Origin of the sequence: Salmonella sp. NW884 (assembly GCF_051700745.1) — a bacterium.
In the GTDB taxonomy this organism is placed as follows: Bacteria; Pseudomonadota; Gammaproteobacteria; order Enterobacterales; family Enterobacteriaceae; genus Salmonella; species Salmonella enterica.
Map to the genome: position 1 here is coordinate 100,720 of NZ_JAMMDE010000005.1, position 20,707 is coordinate 121,426.

The 20,707-nt window shown below is 46.9% G+C and carries 23 protein-coding genes and 1 pseudogene; 13 read left to right on the forward strand and 11 right to left on the reverse strand.

What is annotated here, in order from left to right:
• Positions 1 to 195 precede the first annotated feature (195 nt).
• Together phoH and NA197_RS12910 are read left to right on the forward strand one after the other, a co-directional pair.
• On the forward strand, positions 196 to 984 hold the full coding sequence (phoH, locus tag NA197_RS12905; RefSeq protein WP_000533526.1) for a phosphate starvation-inducible protein PhoH: 789 nt from the start codon (positions 196 to 198) through the stop codon (positions 982 to 984).
• Positions 985 to 1,332: 348 nt separating this feature from the next.
• Positions 1,333 to 1,992 carry a DUF2726 domain-containing protein gene (locus tag NA197_RS12910; RefSeq protein WP_000009241.1) on the forward strand — a complete coding sequence of 220 codons (660 nt, stop codon included), beginning with the start codon at positions 1,333 to 1,335 and terminating at the stop codon, positions 1,990 to 1,992.
• A gap of 107 nt (positions 1,993 to 2,099) precedes the next feature.
• On the opposite strand, the gene NA197_RS12915 is transcribed toward NA197_RS12910, so the two are convergent.
• Complete coding sequence (locus NA197_RS12915; RefSeq protein ID WP_023234515.1) at positions 2,100 to 2,393, reverse strand: YciI family protein; 294 nt, start codon at positions 2,391 to 2,393, stop codon at positions 2,100 to 2,102.
• A 78-nt stretch (positions 2,394 to 2,471) separates the two neighbouring features.
• Here NA197_RS12915 and NA197_RS12920 point away from each other — a divergent pair, with 78 nt between their 5' ends.
• The gene (locus NA197_RS12920; protein ID WP_023234516.1) at positions 2,472 to 2,642 is read left to right on the forward strand and encodes a hypothetical protein; all 171 of its coding nucleotides are present in this window, start codon (positions 2,472 to 2,474) and stop codon (positions 2,640 to 2,642) included.
• Between the two features lie 2,283 nt (positions 2,643 to 4,925).
• On the opposite strand, the gene NA197_RS12925 is transcribed toward NA197_RS12920, so the two are convergent.
• The 3 genes and pseudogenes from NA197_RS12925 to NA197_RS12935 form a co-directional block, all read right to left on the reverse strand.
• Positions 4,926 to 5,312, reverse strand: coding sequence for a T6SS immunity protein Tdi1 domain-containing protein (locus NA197_RS12925; RefSeq protein WP_371062096.1), 387 nt, complete (start codon positions 5,310 to 5,312; stop codon positions 4,926 to 4,928).
• Positions 5,305 to 5,559: a GAD-like domain-containing protein gene (locus tag NA197_RS12930; protein ID WP_223228941.1), complete on the reverse strand. Its 255-nt coding sequence runs from the start codon at positions 5,557 to 5,559 to the stop codon at positions 5,305 to 5,307. The genes NA197_RS12925 and NA197_RS12930 overlap by 8 nt, the downstream gene beginning before the upstream one ends.
• Positions 5,560 to 5,604: 45 nt before the next feature.
• Positions 5,605 to 6,715, reverse strand: a pseudogene (locus tag NA197_RS12935) (IS3 family transposase).
• Between the two features lie 641 nt (positions 6,716 to 7,356).
• Between NA197_RS12935 and cspE the strand changes: the two are divergent.
• Both cspE and ymcF read left to right on the forward strand, forming a co-directional pair.
• Complete coding sequence (gene cspE, locus NA197_RS12940; protein WP_045901186.1) at positions 7,357 to 7,569, forward strand: transcription antiterminator/RNA stability regulator CspE; 213 nt, start codon at positions 7,357 to 7,359, stop codon at positions 7,567 to 7,569.
• 10 nt (positions 7,570 to 7,579) lie between these two features.
• A complete protein-coding gene (ymcF, locus tag NA197_RS12945) occupies positions 7,580 to 7,768 on the forward strand; it encodes a cold shock small protein YmcF (protein WP_024131163.1) in 189 nt (62 codons plus the stop codon).
• A 260-nt stretch (positions 7,769 to 8,028) separates the two neighbouring features.
• On the opposite strand, the gene ompS1 is transcribed toward ymcF, so the two are convergent.
• A complete protein-coding gene (gene ompS1, locus NA197_RS12950; RefSeq protein ID WP_001080668.1) occupies positions 8,029 to 9,207 on the reverse strand; it encodes a porin OmpS1 in 1,179 nt (392 codons plus the stop codon).
• 649 nt (positions 9,208 to 9,856) lie between these two features.
• On the opposite strand from ompS1, the gene drpB reads away from it, so the two are divergent.
• The 4 genes from drpB (at position 9,857) to NA197_RS12970 (ending at position 12,898) form a co-directional block, all read left to right on the forward strand.
• Entirely contained in the window at positions 9,857 to 10,168 is a 312-nt protein-coding gene (gene drpB / locus NA197_RS12955) for a cell division protein DrpB (RefSeq protein WP_023227458.1), read from the forward strand.
• Between the two features lie 79 nt (positions 10,169 to 10,247).
• Positions 10,248 to 10,943, forward strand: a complete 696-nt coding sequence (locus tag NA197_RS12960) for a phosphohydrolase (RefSeq protein WP_000377042.1) — start codon at positions 10,248 to 10,250, stop codon at positions 10,941 to 10,943.
• Between the two features lie 73 nt (positions 10,944 to 11,016).
• Positions 11,017 to 12,447, forward strand: a complete 1,431-nt coding sequence (locus NA197_RS12965) for a DNA cytosine methyltransferase (protein WP_047605647.1) — start codon at positions 11,017 to 11,019, stop codon at positions 12,445 to 12,447.
• Positions 12,428 to 12,898 (forward strand): very short patch repair endonuclease, encoded by a 471-nt coding sequence (locus tag NA197_RS12970; protein WP_047605645.1) that lies wholly within the window; start codon positions 12,428 to 12,430, stop codon positions 12,896 to 12,898. Before NA197_RS12965 ends, NA197_RS12970 begins: the two co-directional genes overlap by 20 nt.
• Here the strand turns inward: NA197_RS12970 and yedA are convergent.
• On the reverse strand, positions 12,887 to 13,807 hold the full coding sequence (gene yedA, locus NA197_RS12975; protein ID WP_001212264.1) for a drug/metabolite exporter YedA: 921 nt from the start codon (positions 13,805 to 13,807) through the stop codon (positions 12,887 to 12,889). The genes NA197_RS12970 and yedA overlap by 12 nt on opposite strands.
• Positions 13,808 to 13,976: 169 nt before the next feature.
• On the opposite strand from yedA, the gene NA197_RS12980 reads away from it, so the two are divergent.
• From NA197_RS12980 to dgcQ, 3 genes are all read left to right on the forward strand, one after another.
• A complete protein-coding gene (locus tag NA197_RS12980; RefSeq protein WP_085920526.1) occupies positions 13,977 to 14,894 on the forward strand; it encodes a DUF808 domain-containing protein in 918 nt (305 codons plus the stop codon).
• Between the two features lie 76 nt (positions 14,895 to 14,970).
• Positions 14,971 to 15,156, forward strand: a complete 186-nt coding sequence (locus NA197_RS12985) for a YodC family protein (RefSeq protein ID WP_000232161.1) — start codon at positions 14,971 to 14,973, stop codon at positions 15,154 to 15,156.
• 164 nt (positions 15,157 to 15,320) lie between these two features.
• Positions 15,321 to 17,033 carry a cellulose biosynthesis regulator diguanylate cyclase DgcQ gene (gene dgcQ / locus NA197_RS12990; protein ID WP_047605643.1) on the forward strand — a complete coding sequence of 571 codons (1,713 nt, stop codon included), beginning with the start codon at positions 15,321 to 15,323 and terminating at the stop codon, positions 17,031 to 17,033.
• On the opposite strand, the gene NA197_RS12995 is transcribed toward dgcQ, so the two are convergent.
• Both NA197_RS12995 and yodD read right to left on the reverse strand, forming a co-directional pair.
• Entirely contained in the window at positions 17,012 to 17,827 is an 816-nt protein-coding gene (locus NA197_RS12995; RefSeq protein WP_000948794.1) for a mannosyl-3-phosphoglycerate phosphatase-related protein, read from the reverse strand. The two genes, dgcQ and NA197_RS12995, sit on opposite strands and share 22 nt — an antisense overlap.
• 309 nt (positions 17,828 to 18,136) lie before the next feature.
• Positions 18,137 to 18,364 carry a YodD family peroxide/acid resistance protein gene (gene yodD / locus NA197_RS13000; RefSeq protein ID WP_000844798.1) on the reverse strand — a complete coding sequence of 76 codons (228 nt, stop codon included), beginning with the start codon at positions 18,362 to 18,364 and terminating at the stop codon, positions 18,137 to 18,139.
• Between the two features lie 128 nt (positions 18,365 to 18,492).
• Here yodD and dsrB point away from each other — a divergent pair, with 128 nt between their 5' ends.
• Positions 18,493 to 18,687, forward strand: coding sequence for a protein DsrB (dsrB, locus tag NA197_RS13005; protein ID WP_000867218.1), 195 nt, complete (start codon positions 18,493 to 18,495; stop codon positions 18,685 to 18,687).
• Positions 18,688 to 18,725: 38 nt separating this feature from the next.
• Here the strand turns inward: dsrB and rcsA are convergent, their stop codons facing one another.
• The 3 genes from rcsA to fliQ all read right to left on the reverse strand — a co-directional run bounded on the left by rcsA (position 18,726) and on the right by fliQ (position 20,703).
• Positions 18,726 to 19,349, reverse strand: a complete 624-nt coding sequence (rcsA, locus tag NA197_RS13010) for a transcriptional regulator RcsA (RefSeq protein WP_000103971.1) — start codon at positions 19,347 to 19,349, stop codon at positions 18,726 to 18,728.
• A 281-nt stretch (positions 19,350 to 19,630) separates the two neighbouring features.
• Positions 19,631 to 20,425 carry a flagellar biosynthetic protein FliR gene (fliR, locus tag NA197_RS13015; protein WP_000616953.1) on the reverse strand — a complete coding sequence of 265 codons (795 nt, stop codon included), beginning with the start codon at positions 20,423 to 20,425 and terminating at the stop codon, positions 19,631 to 19,633.
• Positions 20,426 to 20,433: 8 nt separating this feature from the next.
• Positions 20,434 to 20,703 carry a flagellar biosynthesis protein FliQ gene (gene fliQ / locus NA197_RS13020; protein WP_000187355.1) on the reverse strand — a complete coding sequence of 90 codons (270 nt, stop codon included), beginning with the start codon at positions 20,701 to 20,703 and terminating at the stop codon, positions 20,434 to 20,436.
• Positions 20,704 to 20,707 lie beyond the last annotated feature (4 nt).

The window sequence follows — 20,707 nt, forward strand, 5'->3', positions numbered from 1 at the left end:
TGTCACCTTAAAAGCTCTCATCATTTCTCTTACTGTCCATACCCATGACGTCATATGTGGTGCGCGTAGCCGTGTGTGGCGTCGTTTCAAAAAGCAAGCTAAGGCTTACAAGGAAGCCAACCCTCAGATGTGTGTGCGCATAATCGCGTTCAAGAGAACGCGGGTGATGTATACCTACAACTCAAGGTGCTATCCATGGGAAGACAAAAAGCAGTGATCAAAGCTCGTCGTGAAGCAAAGCGTGTGTTGAGACGAGATTCGCGTAGTCATAAGCAACGTGAAGAAGAATCGGTCACGTCACTGGTACAGATGGGCGGAGTAGAAGCCATTGGCATGGCGCGCGATAGTCGCGATACCTCTCCTGTTAAGGCGCGAAATGAAGCGCAGGCGCATTATCTGAACGCTATTGACAGTAAACAGCTTATTTTTGCGACCGGCGAAGCCGGCTGCGGAAAAACATGGATCAGTGCGGCAAAGGCGGCAGAAGCATTGATTCATAAGGACGTCGAGAGGATCATTGTGACGCGTCCGGTATTGCAAGCTGATGAAGATCTTGGTTTTTTGCCCGGTGATATCGCTGAAAAATTCGCGCCTTATTTTCGTCCCGTCTACGATGTCCTGCTTAAACGGTTGGGCGCGTCCTTTATGCAATATTGTTTGCGCCCGGAAATCGGTAAGGTAGAAATTGCCCCGTTCGCCTATATGCGTGGGCGTACTTTTGAAAATGCGGTCGTGATCCTCGACGAGGCGCAAAATGTGACTGCGGCGCAAATGAAAATGTTTTTGACGCGACTAGGCGAAAATGTCACGGTCATTGTCAATGGCGATATTACGCAATGCGACCTGCCGCGCGGTGTGCGTTCCGGGTTGAGTGATGCGTTGGAACGCTTTGAAGAAGATGAAATGGTAGGGATTGTGCATTTCAACAAAGACGACTGCGTGCGCTCGGCGCTTTGTCAGCGCGCGTTGCAAGCCTATGGTTGAATGAGCTCTTATAATGCCAGCAGACATGGCCAAGGGAAGTCATTGTTTGTACCCGCAAACAGGATAACACCGGCCATGTCTGTTTATTTATTGCTCAATGAATTTAAGATAAAGCTTAATTATATCAGTCCTGTCTTAAAATAATTTTAATAATGTAATCATCTGAATTACACACATACTATTTATCTTCAAAATATTACTGTTGCCAGAAAAGATGAGTGGCTACATTCATAAAAATATTATACTGTCTGTAAATTAACTGCATTGGTAAAGATATTTTATGATAACGCACTATCAATGTTGCTTGTGAAATATAATTGAAATTGATTGAATGGATGGTAATTAATTATGAGCTTTATGTTTTTTGTCAGTTGCCTTGCCATCGCTTTTGCCCTGGGAATCGTTGTTGCACGGAAATTAATGCCTCGTACTGGCTATAAGTTGCCACCGACTGCGCCAGCGCAACCAGCGACATATACGCCGAAACCTTATGTTCCAGTAAAAAAATATCGCGATTCCCGTTGGCAAGAGCGTGACGAATTATTTCAGGGAATGGTTGATGAAGGCGTCTGGTTAGAAGGAAAGGAGTGGCTCATCACCCGTAGTGAAAAAATCTATTTTGATAATCTTGAAAAATGGTTTGGGCAATATTGTCATATTCATTGCCAGGTTTCTTTAGGTCGTTTGGTTAACTTTCCTGAACAACCTGGGTTTAGTGAAGAAGAACGAAAACGTTTTTTTATGATTTATAATAATATGGCGATGGATTATGTTCTGGTATCAAAAAAGAACAATAAAATTGTCTGCGTCATTGAGTTGGATGATCCGAGTCATGAGCGAGCAGACCGTATAACGCGCGATCGTTGGTTAAACATTATTATGTCAATTGCGCAAATACCTTTTGTCCGGGCCTCTGTAACGAAGATAGATGAAGAACCGCCGGTCTGGCAGACCCGTGATGCTGTTCGTCCATTTGTATCGGCGACAAAAAGCGAAAAAGTACACTGAGATTATGTTGTTAATCCCTGCTGGGGGTTCCCTGCAGGTATGCAATATATGAAAAAAGCCCGTTGTTCTGGTGTGAACTCCGACTGCCGGGCTTTGTTGTTTTTTGGTTATAAGACCGCTTTTAATTGCGTGACCATCATTGTGGGTTCAAAAGGAATCAAATCGACTTTAGCTACGCCAGACAAGCGAAAAGGATCTTGCGCCAGATAGTTTTGCAGTACACCCGTGTCATCATAGTTTGCAAGTATTACGCCTCCTGTGCGCGGAATTTGTCGCCCGGAAGCCAGAAAAAGGCCATCGGCATAACTTTTTTTTAGCCATTCCACATGTGCAGGGAGTTGCGCATCAATTTCATGCAACGGTTTTATGTAGGTTAAGACAACCACACAAAGCACACTCATTTGATTGTCCATAAATATAAAGGGGATATTACGTTAGTACACTATGCAGAGACGCGAAAAATTTTAGTGTCTGGAATTATGGAAACGATCTTCATTAGTGGGCCGTTCTTCTATGCGCCAGGAGACGCCGCCAGTAATCTTGATGAGCTTTATGCGAGGTTGGCTGAATTGCAATATGCGAAAAAAGCCGAGCTTGATGACAAACCTGTTGTGCGGTTACACATTATCCGACGTGGCAAAGTTGAGTGAGGCGAAACCGAAACCCAACATTGCGGTAGTGGGTATGAATGTTGGGTTACGCGCTGTTCCACCCAACCTCCGGGAACGATGGTTTTGTCAGTTGGAAAAGCGAAGCGCATTTCGGCATCAAGGTTTGTCAGTCGTCTGATACTTTCGTACAGGCTCTTTTTTGAAGATGCCGGTAAGGGGGCTGCCATATTTACGTTCATTATCATTCGCGTTAATCATAATTATTTCTTTATATACAATATGTTGCCATTATTCTTTGTTCGCTGGCGTATTGCTATCTTTTCGTAAAATCGTCATTTTATGCAGTACAGGATGCATGGCAGAAGAGTGGGATTATGCCAAAGAAAGCCAGAGGACTGTCCGCCTTAGCCGTTTCCAGGCTTAAAGCGGAAGGTCGCTATGCTGTAAGTGGTGTTGACAGATTGTATCTGCGGATCGCCGGACGCTCACGCGCATGGGTCGTTATTTATATGCTCATAGATTACATCAAGTTCTGTAAAGGGGTATTTTGCTTCTGAAATGGTCTTATAGCAATCAGTAGCATAGAGATTATTGGTTCCTGCGATTAGCTCAGGTTTAATACTGCCCGGTTTTACATCTGGTGGGAGTAATATTTTGTAATATAATTTTGTTACTTCTGAGGATGTATAACGGCATCGCTAAAAATGTTCTTTCTGGTATTCAAAACTACATATCACTGCCCTTGGGAAGGATGGCTTATTATTGCTACCTTTCATTATGATAACTCTCTCTGGATTATCTACATTTCATTTTTTAACATAAAATACATCACAACTAGAAAACTTAAATATTTTATATTAAAAGTTTTTCTAATATTCGAATATTATAAATTTAATGGCCATGTAGAAATAAAATATAGTAATAAAAATCTTTAGAGAGAAACTTATCGTATGTTTATGTTTCATAAATGAGAGTATTGGCTGTTTATTAATATTTTTATTATTGTATTTAATGTGGAAGTGGTGTATTCCCTCAATCCCAATGTCTACTAATGAAAATGGACTATAATAAAAGAATATATATCCAGATAGTGCTGCAAGAAGTTTAATAAATATAATGCTATGTATATTATTTATATTTCTGATCAATAAAAAACAAATTAGCGATGACATTACGATGCCAAAAAAAATCTAAAAAAATGATTATGATACATCTTGATAATCTTGCCTGACAGTTTCATAAGATACCATTATCCACCAATGTTAGCATTTTTTTTCCAGTCAATATAGTACCCGATGTTGAACCTGCCAACTATGGTAGTACTGGCCAGGGGGGGGCAGTAAAGGGGCCTGTTTGTATATCTTCCTCTAGGTCAATTCCAATACCCGGTGCTTTATTTCACCACACCCGTAATATTTTACTCATTGTCTAACGTCATTCCCATTACCTAAACGCCACAGTATCCGGACATATCAAGATTTTTTTCCTCATTTCTTACTTTGATGGTGATAATAGCTTTAACATCATACCCTTCTACATCCTCGTTTGATGCTGTGAGAGGAGTTTGTTTCGTGGTGATGGAAATAATTACCATTTTGGAATGATGATATGTTTTCCCTTTGAGGATGTATAACGGCATCGCCAAAATGTTCTTTCTGGTATTCAAAACTATATGTCACTGACCCTGTAAAGATGGCTTATTATTATATTTATTCATGATAATAATTCCTTCTTCAATCTGAGAAATAAGATAAGTAAAAATCCCAAATTGAATATTAATTTATATCCTCTGGATACTAAGTTTGTGTTTCCAATAAAATTTTTAAGAAATGGTTTTTTGATATTTTCTTTATTATATTCTTGATGGAATGATGATATGTTTCCGACAGCTGAATCGATAAGGGAGAAAATAAAAAAATACAAAAACAAATAACAGCCAAAAAGAAAACACACATCTTTTCAACCAGTAGTTCCAAGCATAATACTAACTTTTGAAAATAACAGGAAAGCTATCACTCCAAATAACATCCTAACTGTTTTGTTATATTGACTCATTTTAGTTTCCGATAATCACCGTTGAAAAACCTGTAATGACAGCTCCAGTGCCACCCACCGAAGGGGACACAAAAGGATCAAACTGAATTTCTATGCCTCCACCTAATAGTTACAAGAGGATATAGGGTATCAGGCAACCCAAAATCCACTGAAATTCGATTTATTCAACAAAGCGTAATGCAGTCAGTAAAAGTATGGCACTGATTACTTTAGGAAGGGCGTCCATCACATATTTCAAGCCATTTCCAGAATTGATAACTCCCTCCTTTAGAAGCCTATAATATTAGAGGGAGGTAACTCTCTAAGAATCATCAAATGTATTTGACAGTCCACTTTACTCAAGTTTTCAATTTTTATTTGTCCGCCCAAAATGTATGCAGGTTCCAAACCAAACATTTCATTATCAGCTAATACGCCTGGTTGTTTAACTGCCCGGTCAAAAATGTAATTATCATTACAATCAAATAAATCAAACTCTTCAACATTTGAAAATGCAAGAAAAGATTCAATTTCACTATTTAATTCATCTTTTGTTTTTACCATGAAACCATTTTCGACAAAAATTATTTGATTAAATAAAGGCTGAATCGTAATATTTCTTCCGGTAGACTCACCAAAAACATATAATTCGCCAAAGGCACCTTGGCTATGCATGGTATGCGTCCATTTCTTTAAATGGAGTATCTTCTAGCCATATATCCAGTACAACTTCATCCTTATCAGGATTGACAAGACTAAACAATCCATTTTTATACGTTCCCCATTCCTCTGTTTTCCAGTAAGAAAGAAGTTTATCCGGAAGAATACCTTTCCATTTTGTCATACTTTTCTCTGGAACAGCGCTATAAGATGTAGCTTCTCCAAATTTCTCAATGAAGTAACTAATGTCTTGATCTCGCATAATATTTCCCCCTGACTTCTAAGTCCTTTTGTAAATAGACCCGTTTTAGTTCCAGGCATTTTTTGAGATCCCGGCCAAATGATTGTGTTGCCGATATTCTTCCGGCGTCATATTGTTCAGTGATTCATGAGGGCGTTCACAGTTATATTCTGACACCCATCTTTCCGTGATTTCCCGCACTTCATTCAGCGTTCTGAACAGATAAAAATCGAGTATTTCTGTACGGTATGTTCAGTTAAAGCGCTCAATAAAAGCGTTCTGCGTCGGCTTACCCGGCTGAATAAATTCCAGTTTTACTGCATGTTGCTCTGCCCATTCAGCCAGTGCAAGTGAGATAAATTCCGGACCATTATCCATGCGTAGCATGACCGGATAGCCGCGATTTGCCGCGATCCTGTCGAGTACACGGACCACGCGCAAAGCTGGCAGATTCAGATCGATTTCAATCGACAATGCCTCACGGTTAAAGCCATCAACGACATTGAACGTGCGAAAACGACGGCCACAGACCAGAGCATCATGCATAAAATCGACAGACCAGCTCTGGTTCAGCGCTTCCGGTGTGGCCAGTGGCGAGGGATTACGCACCGGCAATCGTTGTTTGCCTTTACGGCGAAAATTCAGCTTCAGCAGACAATAAATACGATGGATCCTTTTGTGATTCCACGGGTATCCCTGCCGCCGCAGAACCTGGAAAAGTTTTGGAAAACCGTACCGTGGGTATCGCTCTGCCACTGCCTGCAACGCGACAATAACGGGTTCGTCACGCGTGGTATCCGGACGATAATGGTAAACCGTTCTGCTCAGGTTCAGACTCCGGCAGGCCTGACGGATACTGAGTCCAAATGTCGTTATCAGATGAGTGACCAGCTCACGCTTAAAGGCTGGTTTTAAAACTTTTTTCGATAACGTCTTTCAGCGCCCGGTTCTCAAGGCTCAGGTCGGCAAACATCTGTTTGAGACGCCGATTCTCGTCCTCAAGATCCTTGATCTTTTTAATATCAGAAGCCTCCATGCCGCCGTATCTGGACTTCCAGTTGTATCAGGTGGCTTCAGATATACCGGCCTCCCGGCAGACATCTTTAACGGTTCGTCCGGCTTCAACCGATTTAATTACGGCAATGATCTGATGCTCAGTAAAACGGGCTTTACGCATAGCGATCGCGTTTGTTGGCAGATTGATTATGCCGGAGGATCTCTAAATGTGAATGGCACGATTATGCGGGATACTTACACCTGTTTCGTTGTAAAAATGTAGCATCTTGAGTCATTCATCAGCCGGTTTTATTCCTCTCAGACTAAGCCATCAACACAGATTTCAACGCCGCTGTCGCGGTTATCATGGCTTGCCTGTAAACATAATGAACACACTAATTCTCTGCTTGACCACCCTTATAAACTGGTCGCACAAGATCACAGGAACCTCTCGCGATGAGGCGCATGTATCCTGGTTTACGACATCAAAAAATGTGGCGCGTTTATTGCCAGGTAGGCGTTGTGAGACGTCACTTATTTACGCCTGGTTTCAGCCGTAGCGCCGGGCATGGATAAAAAGAGTATGGCAATCAGCGTGATAATGCTAAAAAACAATTAATATTTTTTTAACAAAACTAAAGCTTGCTATGTTCAGTTAACCATGCGTTAATGGTTGTGCGGTTTGATACAAACTTATCTGAAGTAGTGATTGTAATATTTCTCATCATTTGTTCCTCTTGAGATCTCCTTTAGGTTTTTTTCTCTCTGATAATTTTCTTCAGGCCATTTCGCCCAAGGGCTCATTCAAAAGGTAACAATATTATGACGACGAAAATCACTGGTTTAGTAAAATGGTTTAACCCTGAAAAGGGCTTTGGTTTCATTACGCCTAAAGATGGCAGCAAAGATGTGTTTGTGCATTTTTCCGCCATTCAAAATAATGAATTCCGCACTCTGAATGAAAATCAGGAAGTGGAGTTTTCAGTAGAGCAGGGACCAAAAGGTCCATCAGCGGTCAACGTTGTGGCGCTTTAAGGCAACTGATATTACTAATAAAATTCACTTCCGGTGTCCATGTTGCCATGGTTCACAATACAGAACATCGACATTCGATGTTACTGAGCAAAACCCGTTTGGCGCGAAATGTATTTTTTGTAAGTCAACCATGATCACTTTTGATAATGTTGGATTATACATTCGCTCAGGACAGGTTCCGCTAGATTTTAGAAAATAATTCATATTAGCTCCGTACAGGAGCTTTTTTTATGCCCGGATGATTATCATCTATAGACGCTGACATCCATCATCTATAGTGGCATTTACCTTTCCCCAAAGGTGTTATTTCTCTTGCAGACAGCGCCTGAAAAAAGCGACGTTGTCCTCATCTATCCGATGAAGCCAGGTCACCTGTCTTTGCGCCGTTATCCGTTATTTTATTCTTGCCCTATAATAACAAGCCCGCGCTAAGCACGGGCTTGAATAACATAAAGCGTCTTAGAACTGGTAGACCAGACCAACACCTACGATATCATCGGTTGCAATACCGTTGCTTGCGTAGAAGTCATCATCTTCGTCCAGCAGGTTGATTTTATAATCAACGTAGGTGGACATATTTTTGTTGAAGTAGTAAGTCATACCGACGTCAACATATTTAACCAGATCTTTGTTGGTGTAACGCCAGTTGCCACGATGGACTTCCTGACCGCCTAAATCTTTGCCCTTAGACTGCAAGTAGGCGATGGACGGACGCAGACCGAAATCGAACTGATACTGCGCAACCACTTCAAAGTTCTGGGTTTTGTTAGCAATACCGCCATTATCTTCGCCATTGCCGCCGCCATAATAGGTCATGTTGCGGGTTTCAGCGTACATCGCCGCCAGGTAAACATTGTAGGCGTCATATTTGGCACCTACGGTCCAGGCTTCAGCGGTTTCACCACCAGCATAGTTGTTGCGCTCATTCATGCCGTCGCCATAACCACGAGCAACCTGATTGTCCGTACGGTCAGAGGAAGAGTAGGCCGCACCCAGGCTTAACCCGAAGTCAAAGTCGTAGGAGGCAGACATACCGAAACCGTCGCCGTTTTCACGGGCCAGTTTGCGGCTGCCGCCGTTACCTGTACCTTCACCAGCACCGCCATTTTCATTATTACCCTGGTACTGCAACGCGAAGTTCAGGCCTTCCACCAGACCGAAGAAGTCGGTATTACGGTAGGTGGCAACGCCGTTGGTTCTGCCCAGCATATAGACATCGGTCTGGGTATAAGTATCACCGCCGAATTCCGGCAGCGCATCGGTCCAGGCTTCAATGTCGTAGATAACACCATAGTTACGGCCATAATCGAAAGAGCCGTACTCGCCGAATTTCAGACCGGCAAAGCCCAGACGAGTCCAGGAGTTTGCACCTTCGCCTTCGGTGGTGTTCACCTTAATGTTGTATTCCCACTGACCATAGCCGGTCAGCATATCGTTGATCTGCGTTTCGCCTTTAAAGCCAATACGGGCGTAGGACTGGTCGCCATCGTCGCCTGCATTGTCAGAGAAGTAACGCAGACCATCAACTTTGCCGTACAGGTCGAGTTTGTTGCCATTTTTATTATAAATTTCAGCCGCATTTGCTGCGCCTGCCACTAATAACGCCGGGACAAGCAGTGCCAGAACTTTTCTGTTCATTATGTATTCCCTTATGATAATAATTTATATGAATATGTAGCCACTTCAACAAAACTACAAATTGATACTATTCTATGAAGTTCATGGAATTTAAAAAATAACATGTAACAAAGATATTTAAAATATTTCAATTTGTTTCTATTTGGTTTTTTATAATACGAGCTATATAAGTTACTAAGAATATATATTCTATAATTATCATTTTTTATCAATGAGTTATATGTTTTAACTTGATGGTTATTGAAGTGAATATAATTTGTTTTTTATATGTGTTTGATGCTTTGATTAGGAAAAGGCATAAAAAAAACCGGCATAAATGCCGGTAATGTGGGTAATGATAAAATAAATGATAAAAGGCTAATAACCGAATCATTCTGACACTTAATGCTAATAAAATAAAACGCTATCGCGGTGCGTAAAAATAAGTTGTTCTGGTTATAGGTTATTCTGCATCAGAGTGCGATTCAATCACCATTCCCTTATTTAACAGCAGGTTCAGCGCCAGACGCAACATTAACTGAGAATAAACTATTTGTGGAATGAATAATCAGAACAGGTGGATAAGGTATTTCATGGTCGAAATGTGACTAATATCACATTATAATGTAATTAATGTCATATGACTTACATCACAAAAGCGGAGTAAAGTTTGAGTACCAGGGAGGACAACGCCACCCGTAGCATGGGCGGTAAATTAGCGTTATGGGTTTTTTATACCTTTTGCGGCTACTTCATCTGGGCGATGGCGCGTTGCGTGTGGCTGATGTCCGCCATACAAACCGAGCCGGTTCTCGGCCCAATCAGCACTCCTGGCAGCGCAACGGAAAAATGGCTTAACGCGCTTTCGCTGGGCGTCGTCTGGCTTATTCTGGGGTGTATTGCCTGGTACACCCGGCCTCGCAAAAACAGGGCTTATCCCGCCGACACCAAGCCAGAAACGCGCAAGCACGCAGGGATGTAAAGTGGTGGCGGATATGTCAGGATAGCGAACCCTGTGCTCAGGCATGTAATAAAAATGGTCTGCTATAAAGAGAGGGCGTATGGACTCAGGATACTGGCAATCGCAGTTTGAAGACTGGCTACGTCATCACCACCAGGAACAGGATGCCGCCCATGACATCTTCCATTTTCGTCGTGTTTGGGCAACCGCGCAAACGCTGGGGGAAAACAGTCCTGTCGACTGGCTGGTGGTGCTATCGGCATGTTATTTCCATGACATCGTCAGCCTGGCGAAAAATCATCCGCAGCGGCATCGTTCTTCCATTCTGGCGGCGGCAGAAACCCGGCGTATTTTTCTGCGGGATTTTCCTGACTTTCCGGCAGAAAAACTGGCGGGCATTTGTCATGCTATCGAAGCGCATAGCTTCAGCGCAAAAATTGCGCCTACCACGCCAGAGGCAAAAATCGTGCAGGATGCAGACAGGCTGGAGGCGTTGGGCGCCATTGGTCTGGCGCGGGTCTTCGCGGTCTCCGGCGCGCTGGGCGTCGCGCTGTTTGATGCCGACGATCCCTTTGCCGACAGACGGCCTCTTAACGATAAGCAATTCGCGCTCGACCATTTTCAAACCAAACTGCTGAAACTGCCGCTGACGATGCAGACCGAACGGGGCAAGTACCTGGCGCAGCGTAATGCGGATTTTCTGGTGTCGTACATGGCGAAACTGAGCGCTGAGCTGAAAGGCGACTATGAAACACGGGATGAGGCGGTCATCCAGATGTTTGCTACGCATCAGTAACCCCTGCCGCTGAAACGTAAACCGCGTCATTTTATGTTAGTCTGTCGGCAATTATTTTTGGCCGGTTAAATGTATGCAGGAAAATATTTCAGTAACACACGCCCGGAACCTCATCGCCGACGACGCCGGAAGCGAGATCCAGGCGATGCTGAGTCAATTGCTGGAAATCTACGATGTTAAAACGCTGGTGGCGCACCTTAACGGCCTGGGCGAGCAGCACTGGAGCCCGGCCATCTTAAAGCGCGTAATGATGAACGCGGCATGGCATCGTTTGAGCGACAATGAACTCACCTTTCTTAAAACAGGGTTGCCGACGCCGCCAGCGCATCATCCGCATTACGCCTTTCGTTTTATCGATCTTTTCGCGGGCATCGGCGGTATTCGCCGCGGATTTGAAGCGATAGGCGGACAGTGCGTGTTTACCAGCGAATGGAATAAGCACGCGGTACGGACATATAAAGCGAACTATTTTTGCGATCCGCTGCAACATCGCTTTAATGAAGATATCCGCGATATCACGTTGAGCCACCGGGAAGGGGTCAGCGATGATGAGGCGGCGGAACACATTCGCCAGCATATTCCGCAACATGATGTCCTGTTGGCGGGCTTTCCCTGTCAGCCATTTTCTCTGGCGGGCGTTTCCAAGAAAAATGCGCTGGGCCGCGCCCACGGCTTTGCCTGCGAGACTCAGGGGACGTTATTTTTTGATGTCGTAAGAATTATCGATGCCCGCCGCCCCGCGCTGTTTGTGCTGGAAAACGTGAAAAACCTTAAAAGTCACGACCAGGGCAACACCTTCCGCATTATTATGCAAACGCTCGATGAACTGGGATATGACGTGGCGGATGCCGCTGACAATGGCCCGGACGATCCGAAAATTATCGACGGGCAGCACTTTCTTCCTCAGCATCGGGAACGTATTGTGTTGGTGGGATTCCGTCGCGATTTAAACCTGAAAACCGATTTTACGTTACGCAATATCGCCCGTTGTTATCCACCGCGCCGTCCGACGCTGGCAGAACTGCTGGAGCCCGTCGTCGAAGCCAAATATATCCTGACGCCGGTGCTGTGGAAATATTTATATCGCTACGCGAAAAAGCACCAGGCGCGGGGAAACGGTTTTGGCTATGGCATGGTTTATCCTGACAATCCGGAAAGTGTGGCGCGCACGTTATCTGCTCGCTACTACAAAGATGGCGCCGAAATTCTGATCGATCGTGGTTGGGATATGGCGAAAGGCGAAGTGAATTTCGACGATGCTGGCAACCAACAACATCGTCCCCGCCGACTCACGCCGAGAGAGTGCGCGCGTTTAATGGGATTTGAGGCGCCGCACACGTACCAGTTCAGGATACCTGTCTCGGATACGCAGGCCTATCGCCAGTTTGGCAACTCCGTGGTGGTGCCGGTATTTGCTGCGGTAGCAAAGCTGCTGGAACCCAAAATTCACCAGGCGGTGACGCTGCGTCAGAGAGAGACGGTAGATGGCGGACGTTCACGATAAAGCCACGCGCAGTAAAAATATGCGCGCGATAGCGACCCGCGATACGGCGATTGAAAAACGTCTTGCTGGCCTGTTAAGCGCGCAGGGGATTACGTTTCATACTCAGGAGGCGACATTACCGGGCAAGCCGGACTTTGTGGTGAATGACTATGATTGTGTGATTTTTACTCACGGCTGCTTTTGGCATCATCACCACTGTTATCTGTTCAAAGTACCGGCCACGCGAACGGCTTTCTGGCTGGAAAAAATCGGTAAGAACGTTGAGCGCGATGAGCGCGATATTCAGCGTTTACAGGCGCTTGGCTGGCGGGTACTGATCGTCTGGGAGTGCGCCTTGCGCGGGCGAGCGAAATTGAGCGACGCGGCGTTGGCGGAGCGCCTGGAAGAGTGGATCTGCGGCGGCGGCGCCAGCGCGCAGATCGACACCCAGGGGATTCATCTACTGGCGTGAATCTTCCGTTTTACACGGCGTGACCACCGCCTTGACAGGAAACAGGTACTTACCCAGAGTCACCAGCACTACGGCAAACACAATCACACCCAGCGCGGCCCATTCAACGGGCGATAACCTCTCGCCGCCCAGGCCGGTGCCAAGCAACACGGCGACAACCGGATTCACATAGGCGTAGCTGGTCGCCAGCGCCGGACTGACGTTGCGAATCAGGTACATATAGGCATTAATGGCGATAATAGAACCGAACAACGCCAGGTAGCCGACGGCCATAAACCCCGATAAACCAGGCAGCGTGGCGAGCTTTTCGCCGGAAAGAAACGCCGCGCAAAGCAATACCACGCCCGCCGCCAGCATTTCAATCGCGCCCGCCATCATGCCCACAGGCAGGGCGATGCGCGAGCCGTAAACGGAACCAAATGCCCAGCTCATCGAACCTATCAGGATCAAAATCGCGCCCCACGGATTGCCGCTTAAATTACCGCCGCTGTTCAGCAGAATAATCCCGGCAAGTCCAATGGCAATCCCCACCCATTCTAATTTGCGCGTTTTAATACCAAAAAAGTAGCTAAAGCACAGCGTAAATAGCGGGACAGTGGCGACCACGACGGCAGCAATGCCCGATGGCACGTTTTGATGCTCCGCCACCGTCACCAGGCCGTTACCCACCGCCAGCAGCAGTAGACCAATCAGCGCGGCGTTGATGGTCTGGCGCAGCGGCGGAAGTTTTTCGCCGCGCAACAGCAAAAACGCCATGAGCAACATCCCCGCCGAGAGAAAACGTACGCCTGCCATCATTAGCGGCGGCCAGCTTTCAACGCCTATGCGGATAACAAAATAGGTAGACCCCCAAATGATGTACAAGGCAAAAAGCGCGCCAAAAAGAGGTAATAACTGCCGGAAACGCATAATCACTCACGGTGAAATAAAAAGGGTGAATATAGTAAACGTCAAAATTATTATGCTGGCGAGCATTATAATTGTCCTTTTGGAATAAAAAGGCGTTGACCCGCGCCGCCGGTTTCGGCATTGCGCATTTTGCTACATACTTAACGTCTTAGAAGAAAAGACCGAGGAAATCATTTTGGCAGGAAGTAGCTTACTGACATTACTCGACGATATCGCCACGCTGCTGGACGATATTTCGGTAATGGGCAAATTGGCCGCGAAAAAAACCGCGGGCGTACTGGGGGATGACCTGTCGCTCAATGCGCAGCAGGTGACCGGCGTTCGCGCTAATCGCGAGCTGCCAGTGGTATGGAGCGTGGCGAAAGGATCATTAATCAACAAGGTTATTCTGGTGCCGTTGGCGCTGTTGATAAGCGCATTTATCCCGTGGGCCATTACGCCTTTATTAATGTTAGGCGGCGCGTTTCTCTGCTTTGAAGGGGTAGAAAAAGTCCTGCATACCTTTGAGGCGCGAAAACACAAAGAAGACCCGGCGGAGCGGCAAAAACGTCTTGAGGCGCTGGCTGCGCAAGACCCTTTGGCCTTTGAAAAAGATAAAGTAAAAGGGGCGGTCCGTACCGATTTCATTCTGTCCGCTGAAATTGTGGCCATTACCCTGGGGATTGTCGCGCAGGCGCCGCTGCTTAATCAGGTGTTGGTGCTGGCGGGGATTGCGTTGGTTGTGACCATTGGCGTGTATGGCCTGGTGGGTATTATTGTCAAACTGGATGATATGGGGTACTGGCTGGCGGAAAAGCGTAGCGTGCTGGCGCAGGGCGTAGGTAAAGGATTACTGATTATCGCGCCCTGGTTAATGAAAGCATTATCCATTGTCGGTACGCTGGCGATGTTTCTGGTTGGCGGCGGAATTGTCGTACACGGTATTGCGCCGCTACACCATGCCATTGAACATTTTGCGCAGCAGCAGGGGGCTTTCATGGCGCATACGATCCCTGCGGGGCTGAATCTGGTGCTCGGCTTTATTATCGGCGCCATTGTGGTGGCGCTGGTGAAAGGTGTGGCGAAAATTCGCGGTGTTTCGCACTGATTTTCTACAATGAATTATGCAAAATTGTCCATCCTCGTCTAAGGTGAAAACGTTTCATCTGATACAGGAGGCAGGTATGGTCTTTTCTGTCAGTGAGGAAGTTACCGTGAAAGAGGGTGGGCCCCGGATGATCGTCACCGGTTATTCCAGCGGAATGGTAGAGTGTCGCTGGTATGATGGTTTTGGCGTAAAGCGGGAGGCATTCCATGAGAATGAGCTCGTGCCAGGCAAGGAAAGGCGCGTGCGGGACGAAGCCCGATGACAAAACGCCCGGTTAATGCCGGGCGTTTTGCTGTGGAGAAAAAGAGTCGTCGCGCTGCGACATGCTGCTACCTGGTTATGCCAGGATTGAGTGGTATCCCTTGATGAGGTCTGGCTACCGTAAGCCATCAGGGGGCGTTGTATCAATAACCAGGAGTTACCAGGGTGCCGCACGAAACACTGTTAGACAATCAAGGCTGGTTTAAAAAGCTGGCGCGGCGTTTTGGTCCCGGTCATGTCGTCAACACCTGTTTTCTGATCGTGATGCTGTTCTCGACGCTACTTACCTGGCGGGAAGTGATGATACTGAAAGACGCGTATGTCGCCAGTCAGCGCAATCATCTGGGGAGCGTCGCGAATGTCCTTGACCGCCAACTGCAATTCAACATGGACAGGTTGATCTTTTTACGCAACGGTATGCATGAAGCGCTGGTGGCGCCGCTGGCTTTTTCCGCATTGCAAAGCGCGGTGACGCAGTTTGAGCAACGACGCGTCAGACATTTCTGGCAACTGGAGTTGGATAAGCGGCGGACATTGCCGTTATATGGCGTTTCCGATCAATTTGTCGCCCGGACGACGCTTCTTTCGCGGGAGAGTCGTGACCTGGCAAATGAATTAACCGCCACGCTGGAGTTAGGGTATCTGGCGCGTCTGGCGCGCTCATCCGCCATGCTGACGCTGGAGACGATGTATGTTTCTCGCTCAGGGTTTTACCTCTCAACTCTCCCTACGGCGTACGGTAGCGATATTGTCTCCCGTTACTATCAGTACGTGACCCAGCCCTGGTTTATCGAGCAAAGCCAACGGCGTAACCCACAGCGCGGCGTGCGGTGGTTTACCTCCGCACAGCCCTATGTTGCTGACGAGCAGAAAAAAGTGACAGCCAGTCTACCGCTGGATCACGATAATTACTGGTATGGCGTACTGGCAATGGATATTCCCGTCGCGTCATTACAGCGGTTCCTGCGCGATGCGGCCGAAAAGGATATTGAAGGGGAATATCAGCTATACGATAACCATCTCCGTTTGTTGACGGACTCCGCGCCGGAACAACAAACCGCGAATACGTTAAATGACCGTGAGCGCGCCTTACTGGCGCGTGAAATAGAAAAAGATACCCTGGGCGGGCTGCGTTTAGGAACGCATTATGTAAGCTGGGAGCGGCTGGATCATTTTGATGGCGTCCTGCTGCGCGTGCATACATTACGTGAAGGCATACAAGGGAATTTTGGCAGTATTAGTATCGCGCTGACGCTGTTATGGGTGCTTTTTACGGCGATGCTGTTGATCTCCTGGGGCGTTATTCGACATATGGTCAAAAATATGTTTGTTCTGCAAAATTCGCTGCAATGGCAGGCATGGCACGATCCGCTGACCCGGCTATATAACCGTGGCGCGCTGTTTGAAAAAGCGTCCAGGCTGGCAAAGCGCTATCGGGAAGCCCGCCAGCCATTTTCTGTGATACAGCTGGATTTAGATTATTTTAAAAGCGTTAACGATCGCTTTGGCCATCAGGCAGGCGATCGCGTGTTGTCCCATGCCGCTGGGCTCATTGGCAGCACCATTCGATCGCACGACATCGCCGGACGGGTAGGGGGCGAAGAGTTTTGTATCGTGCTGCCCGGCGCGACGAAAGCGCAGGCGCTGCAGATTGCCGAACGCATACGCCAGCGCATTAATGACAAAGAGATTCTGGTGACGAAAAGCACGACGCTTCGTATCAGCGCGTCAATGGGGATCAGTAGCGCGGAGGAATACGGCGACTATGATTTTGAGCAGTTGCAGTCGCTGGCCGACAAACGGCTTTATTACGCCAAACAGTCCGGACGTAACCGTATTTGCGCCAGCGACGCGACTCAGGAGCGGGAAAAGAAATAGTCCATTCCTTCGCGCCAGCCATCCGGCCCTTCGTTCTGGCTACGGTAGACGCGCTGAGGATCGTCGTTACGCAAATGTACGCCCTCCCGGTTTAGCCCTTTAACGACAACCGCATAATCCATCACATCCAGTAAAGGCGCATCATTGGGGCCGTCTCCTAGCCCCAACGTCAGAGGACGCGCGCGCCACTGCCGACGATATGCTTCAATCAGCCAGTTGGCAGCCTGATCTTTACCGGCGGAGGCGTCCAGCACATGCCAGAAACGGGCGCCATGGACAAATTGCAGTCCCAGGTCATTTAAACGGGCGACAAACTGCGCCATGCGTTCATCGCTATCGCGCCAGATCAGCGACACCGACGCTTCATGCAGACGGGTTAGGGCAGACTGTGCCCGGTTTAGGCCCGTCCATTCGCTTATCACCTGATCGTCAACGTCATCAAACGTGGTGAACTTAAACTGTTCCTTTTCACGCAACTTATGCAGGACGAGGCGGATTTCGTTGTGAGAAATACCGGCTATCAGACGGGGATAGTTGGGATGGTCTTCCCAATGAACGTCCAGTTGGATCACCGCGCCGTTTTCCGCAATCAGCGGCAGTCCCTGTAGATTTAACGTCGTCTGGAGCTGGAGCATTTCAGCCGCGGTTTTACTGCTACAGAGGATCACGGGCACGCCGCTTTCATGCAGGCGAGTAAGCCAGGGGGCCGCGGGCTGCCACTCAAAAGTGTGGCTGTTCAGCAGTGTGCCGTCCAGATCGGTAAAAATCAGCAAGGGGTCATGGATTGAGAGCATTTTTTCCTCATTTTCCGTTGCAACGGCGGGCTTATTTCCAGGAAAAATCCTAAAGCACATCCGAAAGAAGTCGAACGCTAACTGGAACCGATCCCGTCGCTTCCAGGCAGCACATGCGTTGTCACACTTTTGCTACCGAACTATTAGCGCGCTTAATCATTCATGTAAAAAATATTTACTTGTCATGCAAAAAAATTGCAGATAAGGTAAATCTCACATCAGATTTCCTGGTGTAACGAATTTTCAAGTGCTTCTTGCATAAGCAAGTTTGATCCCGACCCGTAGGGCCGGGATTTTTTTCGGCCATTTTTAACGGTTTACTTCTGTTACACTAAAATCATGAATATCCAGCTCGAATGCTTCAGCTAATTCATGCCATGTATGATATTCCCGTCCGTCTACGCTCACCCGCTCAGGATCTTCCTGGCTACGGTGAACCTCGCTTTCGCTGATTTCATTGATGGCCGCCAGTAGCGCATCTACATCGACGCTCACTTCGCGCTTGGCCGTATCACTGTACTCTTTTGCCGTTTTCATCTTCACTACCTCACGGGTTCCTGACAGCCTAAGTATAGACCGTTGAGAAAACCAGCAAACACGCCGGCAAGGCGCTGTCAGACGCAGAAAATTGTTCTACACTGGCACAAAGCGACAGGAGGAAAACGATGAAGGTGAATGATCGGGTAACCGTTAAAACGGACGGCGGTCCCCGCCGACCGGGCGTGGTACTGGCAGTGGAAGAATTTAGTGAAGGCACAATGTACCTGGTTTCGCTGGAGGATTACCCGCTCGGCATCTGGTTCTTCAATGAGTCAGGTCACCAGGATGGTATTTTTGTCGAGAAGGCGGAGCAGGACTAATTGAGCCGGACTGGAGGTACATTGCCAGTCCGGATGTCTCAGCGCATGTTAACAAAAATGCCGTTAGTGACGTTATCTGTCAGCCGCACTACGTGATAGATCACTTGTTTATTATGCGTTTTTATCTTTCTTTTTATATTCCCCTTATGGGAGGATACTGTTTTTGCTTTAATATTCATTCTGTCAGAAATCTGAATGGTTCCCTGACCTTCCATCCACATTCGCAACATGCTGGATTCAGTTCGACTTAACGACAATGTTGGTAAATTTATGGTTCCTGAAATACCCGACTCTTTTTTCAGAATATCGCCAAGAATGGTATCCAGCGAGTCAGGTTTAATCGATTTAGAGCTAATCAATAAGTTTTTTCTTACTAATAAATATTCATCAAAATGCACATTAGCAATTGCCATAAAAACAATAAATAACGTGTCAGGATGTTGATTAATGATTTGCTTTATTTGTTGACTGTCTGAAGGCGTATGAATGAAACAGTCCTCATTAATAAACACCACCGAAGGCTGATGCGCGCCACAAGCGATAGCGAGTTCGTCAACGGTTTCGATGTCGTTGATTTCCCTTTTTTTCACCCCTCTGCTGACCAGATACCCGCTTAACCCTAGCCGGGTGTAACTGCATAAATCCATAATAATCGTTGACATGGCATACCCTCACTCAATGCGTAACGATAATTCCCCTTACCTGAATAACTCACCATAATCAGACGGAACACGAATAGTCACCTTAGACAACGCTTACGCGGTTTTTCAGGCGAACTTACTATCCCGTAAAGTTACATATAATTTGCCAGGAATCATCTTAAAGTAAAGTGAATGTTGCGTTATGTGAGTGAAGTAAAAACAAATAAGGGGCAGCGGATATATCCTGGTAAATGTTTTTTAAAATTTATTTTCGGATAAACCTTAGTAAAACAGGATAAAAATTATGGGTTATTATTTATCGGCATCTCGCTAACAATATCAGCAAGCAAATTGAAAATTTCGCTGAATAAATGTTCGCAAAACGGCGCAATTAATGGCATTAGCGCGGCCATCAGCATAATGCCGACGGTGAGGGTAAGCGGGAAACCGATAACAAATATCGAGAGCTGCGGCGCCATGCGGTTTAATAGCCCCAGCGCCAGGTTGAGCGTAAGCAGGAGGGTAATGACCGGCAATGCCAGCATCAGTCCGTTTAAGAAAATGAGCCCACCGGCCCTGGCGAGCGCCATAAATGCATTACTGTTCACCGGGTTACTACCGATGGGCAGAGTATGGAAGGTATCGACCAGCAGCGAAATAAGCCACAAATGGCCATTAAAGGTGAGAAACAGTAGCATGGCGAGCATATCCATAATACGCGCCAGAACCGGCATATTCAGGTGGCTGCCCGGGTCGACGAAGGTGGCAAAGGAAAGCCCCATTTGCAGACCGATAAACTCGCCTGCGGTACGCACCGCCGCAAAGGCGAATTGCATGGTAAATCCCAGCGCAATACCGATCAGAATTTGTTGCATCGCCAGCCATAAGGCGGCAATAGAAAAAAGCGGCGTATCGTTTGCCGGTAGCGACGGCGCGATAACAAGGGTAATCATTATTCCCAACCCCAGTTTTACCCGCTTGGGAATAGCGCGCTCACTGAGAATGGGCGCCGTTGAAATCAGCGCCAGTACGCGCAGCAAAGGCCAGAAATAGAGATGTAGCCAGTATAGCCATTGCTCGCTTGTAACCTGTATCATCGTTCTGTTTATCCGATGATATAAGGTAAATTGCTGAACAGAGTGCGTACGTAGTCCAGCAGCAGGTTGAGCATCCACGGGCCGGCAACGATAATTGCGATGAATACCGCGACGATTTTAGGGATAAACGACAGCGTCATTTCATTAATCTGAGTCGCGGCCTGCAAGATACTGATAATGAGGCCGGTAATCAGCGCGACGAGTAACAGCGGCGCAGCCAGGGCGAGAGCGACTTTCATCGCCTCGGTGCCCATCATCATGACGGATTCAGGAGTCATTTTG

Bases quoted from the DNA above. Each gene is read 5' to 3' on its own strand.
- ompS1 (WP_001080668.1), bottom strand. From the start codon at position 9,207: ATGAACAGAAAAGTTCTGGCACTGCTTGTCCCGGCGTTATTAGTGGCA.
- NA197_RS12970 (WP_047605645.1), top strand. From the start codon at position 12,428: ATGGCGGACGTTCACGATAAAGCCACGCGCAGTAAAAATATGCGCGCG.
- NA197_RS12915 (WP_023234515.1), bottom strand. From the start codon at position 2,393: ATGAGTGTGCTTTGTGTGGTTGTCTTAACCTACATAAAACCGTTGCAT.
- cspE (WP_045901186.1), top strand. From the start codon at position 7,357: ATGACGACGAAAATCACTGGTTTAGTAAAATGGTTTAACCCTGAAAAG.
- NA197_RS12960 (WP_000377042.1), top strand. From the start codon at position 10,248: ATGGACTCAGGATACTGGCAATCGCAGTTTGAAGACTGGCTACGTCAT.
- NA197_RS12930 (WP_223228941.1), bottom strand. From the start codon at position 5,559: ATGCGAGATCAAGACATTAGTTACTTCATTGAGAAATTTGGAGAAGCT.
- fliQ (WP_000187355.1), bottom strand. From the start codon at position 20,703: ATGACTCCTGAATCCGTCATGATGATGGGCACCGAGGCGATGAAAGTC.
- yodD (WP_000844798.1), bottom strand. From the start codon at position 18,364: ATGAAAACGGCAAAAGAGTACAGTGATACGGCCAAGCGCGAAGTGAGC.
- dsrB (WP_000867218.1), top strand. From the start codon at position 18,493: ATGAAGGTGAATGATCGGGTAACCGTTAAAACGGACGGCGGTCCCCGC.
- NA197_RS12910 (WP_000009241.1), top strand. From the start codon at position 1,333: ATGAGCTTTATGTTTTTTGTCAGTTGCCTTGCCATCGCTTTTGCCCTG.
- NA197_RS12985 (WP_000232161.1), top strand. From the start codon at position 14,971: ATGGTCTTTTCTGTCAGTGAGGAAGTTACCGTGAAAGAGGGTGGGCCC.
- fliR (WP_000616953.1), bottom strand. From the start codon at position 20,425: ATGATACAGGTTACAAGCGAGCAATGGCTATACTGGCTACATCTCTAT.
- NA197_RS12925 (WP_371062096.1), bottom strand. From the start codon at position 5,312: ATGCATAGCCAAGGTGCCTTTGGCGAATTATATGTTTTTGGTGAGTCT.
- NA197_RS12965 (WP_047605647.1), top strand. From the start codon at position 11,017: ATGCAGGAAAATATTTCAGTAACACACGCCCGGAACCTCATCGCCGAC.
- phoH (WP_000533526.1), top strand. From the start codon at position 196: ATGGGAAGACAAAAAGCAGTGATCAAAGCTCGTCGTGAAGCAAAGCGT.
- NA197_RS12995 (WP_000948794.1), bottom strand. From the start codon at position 17,827: ATGCTCTCAATCCATGACCCCTTGCTGATTTTTACCGATCTGGACGGC.
- yedA (WP_001212264.1), bottom strand. From the start codon at position 13,807: ATGCGTTTCCGGCAGTTATTACCTCTTTTTGGCGCGCTTTTTGCCTTG.
- NA197_RS12920 (WP_023234516.1), top strand. From the start codon at position 2,472: ATGGAAACGATCTTCATTAGTGGGCCGTTCTTCTATGCGCCAGGAGAC.
- rcsA (WP_000103971.1), bottom strand. From the start codon at position 19,349: ATGTCAACGATTATTATGGATTTATGCAGTTACACCCGGCTAGGGTTA.